The sequence below is a fragment of the Stenotrophomonas sp. PS02298 genome (assembly GCF_029959445.1).
Lineage (GTDB): Bacteria > Pseudomonadota > Gammaproteobacteria > Xanthomonadales > Xanthomonadaceae > Stenotrophomonas.
Map to the genome: position 1 here is coordinate 37278 of NZ_JASCOR010000005.1, position 11601 is coordinate 48878.

Annotated in this window: 21 protein-coding genes; all 21 read right to left on the reverse strand. The window is 62.3% G+C overall.

Annotated elements, in window-relative coordinates; all coding sequences use genetic code 11:
* Window positions 1–306 (reverse strand): ArsR family transcriptional regulator, encoded by a 306-nt coding sequence (locus QMX78_RS01725; RefSeq protein ID WP_282265951.1) that lies wholly within the window; start codon window positions 304–306, stop codon window positions 1–3.
* Complete coding sequence (locus QMX78_RS01730; RefSeq protein WP_282265953.1) at window positions 307–564, reverse strand: hypothetical protein; 258 nt, start codon at window positions 562–564, stop codon at window positions 307–309.
* Between the two features lie 204 nt (window positions 565–768).
* Window positions 769–993: a hypothetical protein gene (locus QMX78_RS01735; RefSeq protein ID WP_282265956.1), complete on the reverse strand. Its 225-nt coding sequence runs from the start codon at window positions 991–993 to the stop codon at window positions 769–771.
* Entirely contained in the window at window positions 990–1655 is a 666-nt protein-coding gene (locus QMX78_RS01740; RefSeq protein ID WP_282265958.1) for a hypothetical protein, read from the reverse strand. Before QMX78_RS01740 ends, QMX78_RS01735 begins: the two co-directional genes overlap by 4 nt.
* Window positions 1649–2296: a transglycosylase SLT domain-containing protein gene (locus QMX78_RS01745; RefSeq protein WP_282265960.1), complete on the reverse strand. Its 648-nt coding sequence runs from the start codon at window positions 2294–2296 to the stop codon at window positions 1649–1651. Before QMX78_RS01745 ends, QMX78_RS01740 begins: the two co-directional genes overlap by 7 nt.
* A 71-nt stretch (window positions 2297–2367) precedes the next feature.
* Window positions 2368–2682 carry a putative holin gene (locus QMX78_RS01750; protein WP_282265962.1) on the reverse strand — a complete coding sequence of 105 codons (315 nt, stop codon included), beginning with the start codon at window positions 2680–2682 and terminating at the stop codon, window positions 2368–2370.
* A 177-nt stretch (window positions 2683–2859) separates the two neighbouring features.
* Window positions 2860–3282, reverse strand: coding sequence for a Mor transcription activator family protein (locus QMX78_RS01755; RefSeq protein WP_282265963.1), 423 nt, complete (start codon window positions 3280–3282; stop codon window positions 2860–2862).
* Window positions 3282–3875: a hypothetical protein gene (locus tag QMX78_RS01760; protein ID WP_282265964.1), complete on the reverse strand. Its 594-nt coding sequence runs from the start codon at window positions 3873–3875 to the stop codon at window positions 3282–3284. The genes QMX78_RS01755 and QMX78_RS01760 overlap by 1 nt, the downstream gene beginning before the upstream one ends.
* On the reverse strand, window positions 3875–4144 hold the full coding sequence (locus QMX78_RS01765) for a hypothetical protein (protein WP_282265966.1): 270 nt from the start codon (window positions 4142–4144) through the stop codon (window positions 3875–3877). The genes QMX78_RS01760 and QMX78_RS01765 overlap by 1 nt, the downstream gene beginning before the upstream one ends.
* On the reverse strand, window positions 4141–4572 hold the full coding sequence (locus tag QMX78_RS01770) for a regulatory protein GemA (RefSeq protein ID WP_282265968.1): 432 nt from the start codon (window positions 4570–4572) through the stop codon (window positions 4141–4143). The genes QMX78_RS01765 and QMX78_RS01770 overlap by 4 nt, the downstream gene beginning before the upstream one ends.
* A complete protein-coding gene (locus tag QMX78_RS01775) occupies window positions 4569–4826 on the reverse strand; it encodes a hypothetical protein (protein ID WP_282265969.1) in 258 nt (85 codons plus the stop codon). The genes QMX78_RS01770 and QMX78_RS01775 overlap by 4 nt, the downstream gene beginning before the upstream one ends.
* Window positions 4826–5530, reverse strand: a complete 705-nt coding sequence (locus QMX78_RS01780; protein WP_282265971.1) for a DUF2786 domain-containing protein — start codon at window positions 5528–5530, stop codon at window positions 4826–4828. The genes QMX78_RS01775 and QMX78_RS01780 overlap by 1 nt, the downstream gene beginning before the upstream one ends.
* Window position 5531: 1 nt before the next feature.
* Window positions 5532–5807, reverse strand: coding sequence for a hypothetical protein (locus QMX78_RS01785; protein ID WP_282265973.1), 276 nt, complete (start codon window positions 5805–5807; stop codon window positions 5532–5534).
* Window positions 5804–6139 carry a hypothetical protein gene (locus QMX78_RS01790; RefSeq protein WP_282265975.1) on the reverse strand — a complete coding sequence of 112 codons (336 nt, stop codon included), beginning with the start codon at window positions 6137–6139 and terminating at the stop codon, window positions 5804–5806. Before QMX78_RS01790 ends, QMX78_RS01785 begins: the two co-directional genes overlap by 4 nt.
* Window positions 6140–6141: 2 nt before the next feature.
* The gene (locus QMX78_RS01795; RefSeq protein ID WP_282265978.1) at window positions 6142–6756 is read right to left on the reverse strand and encodes a DUF3164 family protein; all 615 of its coding nucleotides are present in this window, start codon (window positions 6754–6756) and stop codon (window positions 6142–6144) included.
* Window positions 6746–6895: a hypothetical protein gene (locus QMX78_RS01800; protein WP_282265980.1), complete on the reverse strand. Its 150-nt coding sequence runs from the start codon at window positions 6893–6895 to the stop codon at window positions 6746–6748. Before QMX78_RS01800 ends, QMX78_RS01795 begins: the two co-directional genes overlap by 11 nt.
* Window positions 6892–7191, reverse strand: a complete 300-nt coding sequence (locus QMX78_RS01805; RefSeq protein WP_282265981.1) for a hypothetical protein — start codon at window positions 7189–7191, stop codon at window positions 6892–6894. Before QMX78_RS01805 ends, QMX78_RS01800 begins: the two co-directional genes overlap by 4 nt.
* Window positions 7188–8165 (reverse strand): AAA family ATPase, encoded by a 978-nt coding sequence (locus QMX78_RS01810; protein ID WP_282265982.1) that lies wholly within the window; start codon window positions 8163–8165, stop codon window positions 7188–7190. Before QMX78_RS01810 ends, QMX78_RS01805 begins: the two co-directional genes overlap by 4 nt.
* A 50-nt stretch (window positions 8166–8215) precedes the next feature.
* The gene (locus QMX78_RS01815) at window positions 8216–10264 is read right to left on the reverse strand and encodes a transposase domain-containing protein (RefSeq protein WP_282265983.1); all 2049 of its coding nucleotides are present in this window, start codon (window positions 10262–10264) and stop codon (window positions 8216–8218) included.
* 409 nt (window positions 10265–10673) lie between these two features.
* Entirely contained in the window at window positions 10674–11126 is a 453-nt protein-coding gene (locus QMX78_RS01820) for a hypothetical protein (RefSeq protein ID WP_282265984.1), read from the reverse strand.
* Between the two features lie 64 nt (window positions 11127–11190).
* On the reverse strand, window positions 11191–11442 hold the full coding sequence (locus tag QMX78_RS01825) for a DNA-binding protein (protein WP_282265985.1): 252 nt from the start codon (window positions 11440–11442) through the stop codon (window positions 11191–11193).
* Window positions 11443–11601: the final 159 nt, after the last annotated feature.

Here is an 11601-nt window from a genome sequence, read left to right on the forward strand (position 1 = left end):
TTAGCGCGGGCTCGGGCGGCTGACGCCAGGCACCATCGCGGCGCCTGTGGCTACTTCGTGGCCACGGCTGGTCAGCTCGGCGGCAAGCACGCCTTCTACCGGTTCATGGACACGCACCAGCCCCTGGTCTTTGAGCCAGTGCAGATCCGTCATCACATCGTCCTTGGTTGCAGCCACCGCAAGGTGATGCAGGCCGGCATGCAGCTGGGAGCTGTTGGCGCGATAGCCCAGCTGCTCGGACAACAACCGCAGCAGCACCAGGCGACGGTCTTCGCGCAGGCGATCAGCGAAAGTCTTGGGGTTCATTCAATCGTTCTCCAACAGGTGTTTTTGTACGGTTTGAAGCAGCAGGTTGGAGGCTTGGATCTTGCCTTCCATGGAAGAGAGCCGTTCGAAGATTTGTCGAGACGCAGCGTGGGTGAGGTTGTTCTGCTGGTAGATCTCCAAGCGAGCCACGCGGGCTTCCAGACCGGCGTGGCGCCACCACAGGAACACTCCAACCAGGAGATTTCCCATCGCTACTGCAAGCAGCAAGACCAGCAACGGCAAAACCATTTCGTTCATCGCTGCTCAACCTCGGCTGCGCAGTGGGTGCAGCGTTGGGCGGTGGGCACCGCCTTCAATCGCGCTGCGGGAATGGCTTCATTGCAATCAGCGCAGATCAATGACTGGCTCCCTATCTCGCGCCTGCGGTTGTCCTCGTAGGCAACCTGGGCGGCACGCTGCTGGTTGAAACTGACCCATGCGCGGTCCTCGCACTCGCCCCACTTATCCGCGTCGTCTGGCACTCGGATGCCCCTTGCCTTCGATCATGTCGCTGAAGTCCAACCACGTGCCCTCATAGGCCGCAGCCATACCCCGCAGGTGTGCTGCCTTCTCGCCACGCGCATTGGCCGCTTCGGCTTTACAGCGCCTGGCCATGTCGTGGTATTCATCGCGCAGGCGGGTCAGGTCCGACACCGTCGCCACGACTTCCTTTTTCTTGCTGCTCACGGCTGCAGCCCTGTAGCTGGACCTGCTCCAGCGCCTTGCAGTACCAGTCCCACGCCGTCCGCTGGTACTCCAGCGAGGCCTGGATCAACCGCGATTTCGAAGCCCTGCAGTCGTGGTGCAGCGCCGCCACCTGGTCGTGGTTGTCCAACAGCACCGCCCAGGCGTCCGACGTGGCCAGCGGCAGCTCCGGGCATTCCTCCCGCAGGCTGGCGCTCGGTCCCGGTGGCGGGATCGGCGGCGGCGGGCCCTTGATTGGAACGGTTCCAGTGCTGCAGGACGTCATCGCCAGCGCGGCCATCACGCAGGTCAGGACGATTGCGCAGCAACTGTTCCAGCTCAGCGCGCTGGGCCTGTTGGAATTTGCGGTTGGCTTCATGGTCGGTTTCCAGTTGGGCGGCGATGGCGTCCATGCGATCTGCAGCATTGGCGTAGTCCAGGGTGGAGTTGACGGCGATCTGGCGGAGCTGCTCGGCCTCACCCTGCAGCTGCTCGATGTAGGCTTGGTCTTGCTTGCGGTCCTGCAACGCCTGGGCGCCTTCGGCCCAGCGATTGCCCGCCCACAGGCTGACCACCGCGACCACCACCATCACAACCAGCAGGGCAATGCCGGCGATGGGCAGCAGCTGCTGCACGCTTGCCTTTGCTACGGCGTCCTTCAGCATGTGGGCACCCCTTGCCAGCCAGCGGCCAGGTACGCCGGTTCCAGCGTCAGCAGGATGCGACGGGGATACGCGGTGTTTTCCTTGTGTGCCCAGCCAGCACGAACACGGTGTGGCTCGACCGCTCGCCAGTCATTGGCGTTGTCGCCAGCGGCCAAGGCCTTGCGGCGCTCGCGCAACATCCAGCCTTCGCCGCCGTTGTATCCGCGCAAGGCGAACACCCAGCGGCTGCATTGGTCCACCGTCCCGCCACCGATTGGCGCCACGCGGTCGTACAGCCAGCGGTCGTACAGTGCGGCGGCCAGAATGGCCTGCTGGGCGTTCCAGGGATCGAAGTTGCCCAGCTCGCGCGGGTAGACGGTGCCAATCCAGCTGGCTGTCGCTGGCATGAATTGCGCGATGCCGATTGCACCAGCGCCGGACTTGGCGCTCGGCCGGAATGCAGATTCCTGGTGCAGCTGTGCGGCGAGTCTGGCGGCATTGCCATCCACGCCCCAGGCACGGGCAGAGGCTTGCTCCACGCGATGGCGATACAGCGCTGAGGCTGGTGCTACGCGTGCCGTCGATGGAGCTGGCGATGCCGCTGCGGCCGGGTTGGAGACGATTCCGTAGATCAGGCCGGCGTAGACCAAGACCAAGAGCACGATGCCAACTGCGGCTTCCAGGCAATCAACGCGGTTCCGTTTGCAGAGCGCTTTCCAGCGCGCCCAGGCGTTCATCCGATCAGGCCTGCGGCGATCATGGCGGCGGCGATCAGAACGCCGCGGCGACTCTGTGCCATCGACCGTTCGATACCGTCCAGGTGACGCGGATCGGAATCAGGGAAAGCGGCACGGTCGAAGCCGTAGCCGATTGCACCTGCCATCGTGATCTTCGCTGCGGCCCACAGGTAACTGGCCACCAGCAGGTTGTTGAAGGTGGCCACCACCAGCAACAGCAGCACGCTGAGGGCCAGCCAGAGCCAGATGCGGCCGATACGGTTGCCGAAAGACTCCAGCGAGGATTTCAGTTTGTCGATTCTGTGACTCATCCGTGCGCTCCAAAAAAGAAGCCGGCGGCGGGACGAGCCGCCGCCGGCAAGGCGCAGGGATATCGGATGCCATGCCAACCGTTCCCCACGGGCTCCACTTTGCGTGGATGCGCCGCGCGATTGGGTGCGACATTTATCGCAAAAAGAAAGCCCCGCAGTGCGGGGCTTTGGTTGGGCTCAATCCGGTTCGTGGAAGAGACTGCCTTGCGTTCGTCGCCTATGCAATCTCCCTTGGATACGCACGATGCGTTCGATGTGTTGCTGGCTCATCTTGTACTCAGCGGCCAGGGCGCCCATGTTGTCGCGGTTCGCACGGCGGAAGATCTCCGCGTCACGCAAGGCCACATTCAAGCTGTCCCCGCTGGGCAAGTAATGCGAACGGCCACCCCAAAGCTGGGAGAGCGCCAGCATACCGGCGCGGGCGAGATTCATCGCGTCCTCTGGTGAGTAGCCCATGCGCCGGAAGGTCGCTTCCTGAACTTCTACAGCCTCGACCAAACTGCGCGCCCACTTCTTCGATGGCACGTCGTCGAAGCTTGCTTTCATGTAGCGCTCTGGATCGAATTCATCGCTGAGCGGCAGGTCGATCTGGTCGGTCATTACTGGCTCCCGTACTTCTCATGTGCCTTGGCCCGTTCGGCCTCGGCCATCTCTGGGGTGAACTGGTCCATCTCCACCATGCGTTCAATCCACTTCAACTGCCGTTCCAACGGTGTTTCCGGGTGTGGTGATGGCGTGATGCCGGTGGTGGTGCCCAGGTGACGCCCTGCACGGGCATCCTCTTCTTTCCTGCGCTCCTGCTTGGCATCGGCCTTGTCGGCCAAGCCGAACACCACGGCGCGCAGGTAGTTATGGCCATCCAGCGGCAACGCCAGGCTGGCGCGCTGTGCAAGCATGGTTTCCATGCCAGCCAGCCAATGGCCAGGCGCTGCAGGACGGCGCACGCCGCTGCGTTCGTCCTTACATACGCTGCCAACCGCCACCAGGTCGGCCACTTCCTGGGCGAGCTTCACCGCACGGGCAAGGCGCACACCCTGCTTGGCGGGCTTGAACAAGCCGAGGTACGAAAGCGTGGTGCGGCCAAGCTCAGGGCCAAGGCCTGCTGCGATCAATGCCAGGCGCTTACCTTCCTCTTCAATGAAGAAGGTCGTTACATGACCCTGGGTGCCGCATTCGGGGCAGGTTGCACGCATCAATCGTGCCCCAGCAAGCGCGGGCGGCGTGGCGAACGGGGTGGCGTGTCTGCCTTCGCCTGCACGTCCTTCGGCGACACCATCACCATCTCGCAGCGCGGGCGCTCACCCGCAAGCCAACAGCCGCTGTCACCCTGATAGTCGTACTCGACTTCGACGGCGTTGCGAATCAAACCCATCAACTTCAAGCCGTCTGCTACGGGCAGCATTACGTTGGTAAAGCCAATCTTGACCACACAGTAGTCCTGCGGCGACTTCTTCGCGCTCATCGCGCCCTCCTATTCGCATCGATCTGAAGCGCAGCCACCAGCTTGTGCAGCTGGTTGGCATTGAGCCATTCCAGACGTTCAACCTTGAACATGTGCTGGGCAGTGGCACGGGCGTATTCCCAGTCCCGGCCAGCGTCGGCCAGCAACGCTTCCAGCTTGCGCATCAGCGGCGTCTTATCGGTATCTGCAGGGCGGCCGCGATAGGCCGCCTTGCCATTGGCTTTCTTCTTGTCCACGAAACCCTTGGAGACCAGCGCCGCAATGACCTTGTCGCGCTCGCTGTCGGTCATCTTGGCGGCCGAATCCTTGCCTGTGATGTTGCGATAGAGGGCACGCCTGGTTTCTTCATCCATACCGAGCTGGGCGGCGGCGATGTGGACCTTGGCGAGCTGGGCACTGCGGGCGCTCTTGCCTTGGGTACGGCTCACCATGAGTCACGGTCTCCGTTGTCGATGGCTTCAAAGCGCCAGGAGTCGATATCCACGGCGGCGCGTACGGCCGAGGCGGTGACGCCACAGCCAATCTGGTTGCTTGCCTTGGTGGCAAGGCGTTCAGCTGCTGCCATCGCATCGGCCCTTGCTGGCGCTCGGCCATCCGGCCCGTGATTGCGGCGCAGCTGGGGCAGGAGCCAAACCAGCAGGTTGTTGATGTCCCGGGCGGTTTGGTTGTCGGTGACGGCCATCAGTGGGCCTCCAGCTTCTTCTGCCCTTCGGACAGGCCTTGATTCAATTGCGCCTGGCGGCCAGCTTCCCATCCCGCCCAGCGGTCATTCTCACTGGCGCGGCCTTTCTTGATCTCTTTGCCGCTGGTGCTGCCCAACTCGCCGTGATGGTGTCTGATTGCGGCATCAAGGGCCGCTTGCCTGCCCTCTGGAAGTTCGGCGCGCGGAAACAGCCTGCAGAGTGCAGACACAAAGCCCACCGCGAACTCTTCCCCGCGACGATCCTTGTTCGCCTGCTTGCGGATGCGCTTGGTGTGTGCAGCTTTGCCGCGCTGGAGCTGACGACGGAGGACGGCAAAGGCGTAGCTGGCGACCTGCGGATCTGCTCCGGCGCCGTGGAAGTGGATCACCGTCTCGGCAACCACGCGGAGTAAACCATCGCGTACGACAGTGCGACGACGTAGTTGAATAACAGGGGCGCAACGGTAGCCATCAGCGACAAGGTTCGCCAGTGCAAGCAAGGACGGGGGAACCATCCCGCCGCGATATCCCGTGGATGCCTCGGCTGCACCGATCTCAGAGGCAGCTGCATCGGCTTCGTTGAGGCCGTACTTGTCCATCAACGCCCGAGCCTGCCGCAGGGCGGTTGCAGCTTCGGTTGAATTTGCCGAGCCTGCCATGCGCAGGCAGGCCTGGATCTTGCGGAGTGCCTTTTCCCTATCCATATCAGTGCTTCCGTTGGGCCGCGTCGGCAACAGCAGCGGCCTCGCGCACGATCTTGGGTACGGCCTCGAAAAGGACCACGGTGACTTCGAGGCCGAGGCGACCTGACAGGCCACCAGCTATGCCTGCCAGCATTCCTGCAACCAGATCGGTGGCCTGTTCCTCCGTCATTCGGGTCACGCTGGCGTCGAGCATCTGGAGGACACCGCCAGCCAGTGCGCTTGCGCTGCCGGGGATATCGGTCGGGCACACCTTGATTGCATTGACCTTCATGTTCATGCCTGCACCTCCGCAGCCTTGTCTTCAAACCACACCAGCGCCTTGCAGCCGATGTTGCGCTTCATCACGAATGGCAGGGCGTCGCCGCGCTTGTCGATGTAGCGAACAGCAAGATCCAGCGCGTCCGCCTGGATCTTGCTGTCCGCCTCGACGGTGTCGCTGGTGTCGTAGTAGCGAACGCCTTCGGAGTAGACCTCCCTGGCGTACATCTCGATATCGGCGCGCACGGCGGCATCGGCAATCTTGGTTGCCATGCGGACCTCGGTGTTGGCCATCAACAGCGCGATGGCATCGGCGGCGTTTGCCGCGTGGATCATCAGTGTGCTCTTCATGGTCAGACCGCCGCGAAGTCGAGGGTGATTGCTTGGAAGTCGCCATCAGCGTTCCGCTCGTAGGCGCGCACGTAGGACTTTGACCCCACTACCTGGACGGCTTCAGCGATGGCCTGCATCGCACGTAGCCACCGTTCATCCTTGATCGCGTGGCGGCGTAAGCCGAGCACTTGGCCGGTTCGGATATTTCCCGCGCGATCCACCTTAAAGGCGTCATTTGCGATGATGCACAGTTCTGCGCGGGCGTTCTCCTTCCACTCGGTTAGGCACTCATCGATGAGTTTCTTTGCCGTTTGAAGGCGTTCATCGAAGCGGATGGTTTCCTGCACCTGCAGAACAACCTTCAGCTTGCCGTCGAAGGACATGAGCGTGATGTTGCCCTTCACGCCGCCGATGTTGACGCCGTACTCCTGGGCGCTCAGGTCGACGAAGGCATAGATATCGTTGAACGTCTTTACCTTGCGTGCCCGCAGACGGGCGTGGTCCTCTTGGAAACCGGCAATAATTTCCTGCACCAAGCTGTCCCTGGTGAGGTCAATTGGCTTGATCATGTCCTCGGGTACAAAGCGGCCTTTGGCATCGACCCGGCACCCTTCTGGGATTACGTCATTCTTCATTTGGGGTTTCCTTTTGTTGTTGCGGCTCGGGCTGACGTGCGTAGCCAGGGCCAAAGACTTGATCGAACTGGCGGTGGAGCGCATCGGTGATGCGGTGGCCCTGCCAGGGCGGCATTTCCTCTTCTGGCGCACGGCTCATCGCTGCGCTGCCTGCCGGTAGTCGGTTTCGTGGGCCTGTTCCCATTTGAGAAGGCATCCATGGAACGGCGCCACGTACACCCGCTTGGTTACCCCGGCGATGGTTTCGCGGCGGCACATCACGCCCTGGATGAAACAGCCGTCTGACGGGGGGGCGATGACGATGCAGACGCGCCGCTCGCTCAGGTTCACTTCCAGCGGAAAGCAGCCAGAGGCCTGCAGCTTCGGCAGTACATCGCCCAGTTCCAGCACCCGGATGCCGATCATTCCGCAGGCGCGGCTTGCTATCGCAGTCATTCGGTAGCCCCCAGCTCGCGCCACGCGGAACGCACGTCGTCGTAGCCCATGGCGCGCTTCTCTGCAGCTGCAAACATGTTGGCGAGTCGCAGCACCTTGCCCATGGCGCGCAGCCCACCAGGCTTGCTGGCGATGTCTGACAGCAGGGTACGGGTCTTGCCGTCACGCACGTTCCAACCATCCAGTAGCGCGGCCACATCTTCCTGCGAGGGGCGGATCAGGCGGACCTTCTTGCCGATGCGGGAGAACAGCCGGTCAAGATAGGCCGCGCGATTGCCACCGGTCATGCGAGCGTAGACCGCCTCGTTTCCGACCAAGGCGATACCGATTCCGGTGGCATCGTGGATTGCGCGAATCTGATCGAGGGCAGCCTCGGTGAGGTGCTGGGCTTCATCAACCACCAGCAGGCCGTTGGTGTTGGCTACGCGCCGGCATGCGGCCGCATGCAACTTGTTGGCACCACCCGATGGGGTAAGGCCAAGCGCCTCTACAACCACCTCCAGCGACGTGACCACGTTGGCGCTGGCCTTCGTCATGGTGGCGTGCCACACGTTCGGTGCCATCGTCTTGTACTTGATGATGGCTTTTGTCTTGCCCAGGCCCGCGCTGCCGTAGACCACTGCCATGTCGCCTGCGAGTTGGGCGTAACGCAGTGCATCAATAACGCGGGTGCAGGTAGGCGTCTCGATGTAATCAGGTGCAGCCGGCATGGTTGCAGCCTGGGCACGCTGCGCCTGTGTAGTCTCTGCCCATCGCAGCATCTTGGCTTCGATGGCGGCATTGTCGCCGCCGTAGATGCCGCCCAGCCACTGGCTCAGCGTGGTGCTGCTTACACCGGACTCGGCGGCGATCTTTGCCTGGGAAAGGCGCTTGTCATCAGCCTGCAGCGAACGAACCAGGGCGCGCACGTCGAGGGTGGATTCGGCTTCTGCGGCGGTCGGCAGGGTGGCGGCGGTAGTTGCGGCATCAAGCATGGCGGTGTTTCCCCTTTGGATCGTTGATTTGGTGGTTGTGGCGCTACTGCTCATGGGTAGGACTCAGGCGGCTCCCAGCCGCTGTCACGTAGCTGTCGGACCTGCTGTGCTTCAAGGAAGCTGGAGAGGCTGGTGTCGCGATGTAGGTCATCGGTGCCGGTGCGCTGCAGCGGTTCCTGGTGCTGCGGCGTGGCGGGCGTGGGAGCGCGCTTGTTGAACATCGGTGCCACGACCCCAGCCGAAGGCAGGTTCTCGGGTGGCGGGCTGGGCAGTTGGGCGGCCAGCTGGGCAGCAGTCATGCGGCGCTCTGCATCCAGCTGGGTCTGTGCTGCACGGCGGTACTGCTTACGGGCGCGGGCGTGTTCCTTCGCCGAAACGGTGTCGGCAAAGCCAACTGCAGCTATGCATTCGGCGGTGCCAATATGGACGTTTGCCAACGAGTAGACCTCCACGTTGGTGTGCAACGCTTCCGGATCGAAACGCAGCATCAACTTCTTGCCGGCGTGCGCTGACATGGCTTCGCACCAGTAGCGGTTTCCCGATAGGCGCACGCTGCCATCGCGCTGGTCGGCAGTCACGACTTCGGTGGCTAACAAGAGCTGACGGAGCTGTTCGGTACTGGCCTTGCGAATGGTGGATTGTGCGTAGCTGGCGTTGAACACCTGGTCGAAGCTGCGCTGGCCACCGCAAACGCGGGTGCGGCGTCCTTCACGAGCGTTGTGCGCAGCCACTTCTTCATTAACAACGCGAATGAACTGTTCCAGCGGCACAGCCTTGCTGCCGTAGTTCTCCGGCTTGGCATCTGGCTTGTTGCCTGTGTACGCACCGGCAAAGGCAGGATGCTTGGAAATGCGGTCGCAGAAATCACGCCAGGCACGTTCGATGGGCTTGGCCTGGCCGTGGTAGGGCGTAGCCCAATGGATCTGACAACCCAGCCCTGTGAGAATGCCAACCGGGTCATCCGGCTTCACCTTGAAGCGAAAGCGGTTGGCAATGCCGCCGGTCAGCATCTTGCTTGCGAAGCCGCGGCCGTTATCCAACCAAACTTTTTCCGGAATGCCGTAGCGCTGGATCACGTCGCGGAAGGCGAAGCGGGCAAGGTCTGCCGACTCGGTTTCGGCGATGCGATAGCCCAGCATCTTTCCTGCGTACAGGTCTTGCACGCCGACCATGATGGGACGGGCGATGGTGCCGTCCGGCCAGCGGACAAACACGTCGAACTTATGGCCGTCGGCGTTGACCGCTTCTAGGGCGTGGAAGACAGAGCGGTCGCGCTCCTGCGCCGGGAACGTTCGGTCGAAAGCTTCGCGTCCCTTGCGAGCAAGGATCAGCACGCCTCGCGGCAGCTCTGCCTCAATGCGGCGCTGGAATGTTTTGAGCGATGGGAGCGCCCAGCCGTTGACCTTGGCCAGCCGCTCCAAGCGCTCATAGCAGCTGTTTGCGCTGGGCTGCTCTACCCGTAGATAGTCGGCCTTGAAGGCGTCCCACGCTTCGGCAGGGATATCTGCAGTTGCGGTCCGCCCCGCGTAGGACGACACCAAGAAAGCCATGCGGTGCTGTTTTTCGACCGGCGAAATCAATGCAGCCCAGCGGCCAAGAGAGGCAACCGAAGCACCGCGCACGTTGTCGATCTGCAATTGCGCCGCAACGATGGCACGTGCATCCATGAGACGCCGACCCTCAGTCACAAGGAGTTCCACGGCCTGCAGGGCGCGCATACGGCGCTGCGCTTCCTCTTTAAGGTGCTGGGGCGCCGATTCGTAGCGCTGCCATGCAGCTGCGATCTGCGCCTCGCTGTACCCCGTTGACTTGGAGGTTTTTACGGGCACCAAAACGGGCTGTTGCCGAAGCAAGATTGCTGCCTGAGTAGCCGTTGGAAAGCTCGTGATTGCGTACTCTCGCCCCCCCCCTTTACCAGGGCGGCGGCGGCTTTCCCAAACGTCTCTCTTAGCTATCCGCACTACCGCGCTATGGGTTTGAGGCATCCCCGGCAGGCCAGCTAGTTCGGCCGCGCTGTACCATCGAGCTATGGACATACCTTCATTTTCAGTAGGAACGGATTGGGACGAAGCGACCTTTAGCGAGGTCTTGGAGGGCATGTCTGTCACCGTCATGGGGTCCGCCTCTTTACGGCGAGAGATCGCACGGATTTACGTAGCCATGAGGTCAGCATGCGGAGAATGCTCCGTTCGATTTCCGGTGGATCTGGAAGCTGCTCTGGCTGTTCTTGCTTCGTTGCAGCAAGCTCTACCGCCTGCTGTTCCCTATACCGGCGTCGCATACGCGCCCAACTACGAGCATCTTCCGGCGAGCCATAGAGCGCTTCTTGCCGCCTTGGCGACCTATGCGTGGCGCACGATTCGGGGATTTCCAGCTCAACAGCTATGGCTGGTGCCTGCGGTGTATTCGTTGCGTTTGCCGATGCTTCTGGAACAGCAGCTGTTTCCAGTGACTGTTCGCTCTGCAAAGGCTCCGCCTTGGATATGGAAGTAGGCGATCCTGGCAGCATCACCGCACCTTCCTGGCAATATCTTTCAGGGCGCGGATCTCTTCGCTGGCCTGCTGGCGCACGCGCTCCAAACGCCCGATCTCGGCGTCGAGCGTGGCCGCTCCCAGCAGCAACTGGCCGCCGACGATTCCGCCATGCCATTCAGCCAGGCGCGTGCTGCTGCATACGATTTCCAGGACAGGGGCCAGCCAGAGCGGGCAGTTGAACTCTTCCCGACTCTCGGCGGTGTAGCCGTCCAGCATGTTCTTCGACACATCGCGGCCCGCCAGGCGGCTGGCTCGGGTGGCCACTTCCCAGCGGTCCATGCCCGCCGCACCGGCGTCTTTCAGCATGTCTCCCAGGAGGGCGCTGACGGTCGGGCGGTAATCCATGCTGCCGGGCACCGAGGCGGCCTGGCGCGGCAGGGCGAACATGTCGCCCGTGAGGGAGTCTGATCGGGCTTTGCGCTTCATACGCCAAGGCCTCCAACTGGGTGGGTATGGGCCGGGTCTACCGGCTGCAGGGCACTGGGGTTCATCACAGCTCTGCCGATTGCAGATTGCAGCTCGCGGAGCGGGTGGTAGGCTGGTCGTTGGCCGCCTTCATACCCAGGGCCACGGCAATGTCGTGGGCCTTCCCGAAGTGGCCTTTGTGTTGACCGTTGAGCACCCGGTAAACCTCGTTCCGGGTGTATCCATGGGCTTCGGCCCATGCGGTGATGGTTACGCCCTGCGAGCGCAGGCGCTGCTTGACCTGTTCCGAACTTATGACCTTGGCGGGTCGGGACATTTCTGGTGGCTCCGTGATGCGAATAAAGGGCGCGTATCTACGGGGCAAATATGCCGCAAGTTCTTGCTGTTGACAACAAGAACTTGCGGTCAGGGTTGATTTTGGCCGGGCCTTAGCTGCCCGCTTTTAAATTAACTAATTAAATCAAGTGATTAGGTG

Bases quoted from the DNA above. Each gene is read 5' to 3' on its own strand.
- QMX78_RS01765 (WP_282265966.1), bottom strand. From the start codon at position 4,144: ATGAGCGCGAAGAAGTCGCCGCAGGACTACTGTGTGGTCAAGATTGGC.
- QMX78_RS01775 (WP_282265969.1), bottom strand. From the start codon at position 4,826: ATGGCCGTCACCGACAACCAAACCGCCCGGGACATCAACAACCTGCTG.
- QMX78_RS01820 (WP_282265984.1), bottom strand. From the start codon at position 11,126: ATGAAGCGCAAAGCCCGATCAGACTCCCTCACGGGCGACATGTTCGCC.
- QMX78_RS01810 (WP_282265982.1), bottom strand. From the start codon at position 8,165: ATGCTTGATGCCGCAACTACCGCCGCCACCCTGCCGACCGCCGCAGAA.
- QMX78_RS01760 (WP_282265964.1), bottom strand. From the start codon at position 3,875: ATGCGTGCAACCTGCCCCGAATGCGGCACCCAGGGTCATGTAACGACC.
- QMX78_RS01795 (WP_282265978.1), bottom strand. From the start codon at position 6,756: ATGAAGAATGACGTAATCCCAGAAGGGTGCCGGGTCGATGCCAAAGGC.
- QMX78_RS01825 (WP_282265985.1), bottom strand. From the start codon at position 11,442: ATGTCCCGACCCGCCAAGGTCATAAGTTCGGAACAGGTCAAGCAGCGC.
- QMX78_RS01725 (WP_282265951.1), bottom strand. From the start codon at position 306: ATGAACCCCAAGACTTTCGCTGATCGCCTGCGCGAAGACCGTCGCCTG.
- QMX78_RS01815 (WP_282265983.1), bottom strand. From the start codon at position 10,264: ATGCCCTCCAAGACCTCGCTAAAGGTCGCTTCGTCCCAATCCGTTCCT.
- QMX78_RS01785 (WP_282265973.1), bottom strand. From the start codon at position 5,807: ATGAACATGAAGGTCAATGCAATCAAGGTGTGCCCGACCGATATCCCC.
- QMX78_RS01805 (WP_282265981.1), bottom strand. From the start codon at position 7,191: ATGACTGCGATAGCAAGCCGCGCCTGCGGAATGATCGGCATCCGGGTG.
- QMX78_RS01755 (WP_282265963.1), bottom strand. From the start codon at position 3,282: ATGACCGACCAGATCGACCTGCCGCTCAGCGATGAATTCGATCCAGAG.
- QMX78_RS01740 (WP_282265958.1), bottom strand. From the start codon at position 1,655: ATGCTGAAGGACGCCGTAGCAAAGGCAAGCGTGCAGCAGCTGCTGCCC.
- QMX78_RS01790 (WP_282265975.1), bottom strand. From the start codon at position 6,139: ATGAAGAGCACACTGATGATCCACGCGGCAAACGCCGCCGATGCCATC.
- QMX78_RS01800 (WP_282265980.1), bottom strand. From the start codon at position 6,895: ATGAGCCGTGCGCCAGAAGAGGAAATGCCGCCCTGGCAGGGCCACCGC.
- QMX78_RS01730 (WP_282265953.1), bottom strand. From the start codon at position 564: ATGAACGAAATGGTTTTGCCGTTGCTGGTCTTGCTGCTTGCAGTAGCG.
- QMX78_RS01750 (WP_282265962.1), bottom strand. From the start codon at position 2,682: ATGAGTCACAGAATCGACAAACTGAAATCCTCGCTGGAGTCTTTCGGC.
- QMX78_RS01780 (WP_282265971.1), bottom strand. From the start codon at position 5,530: ATGGATAGGGAAAAGGCACTCCGCAAGATCCAGGCCTGCCTGCGCATG.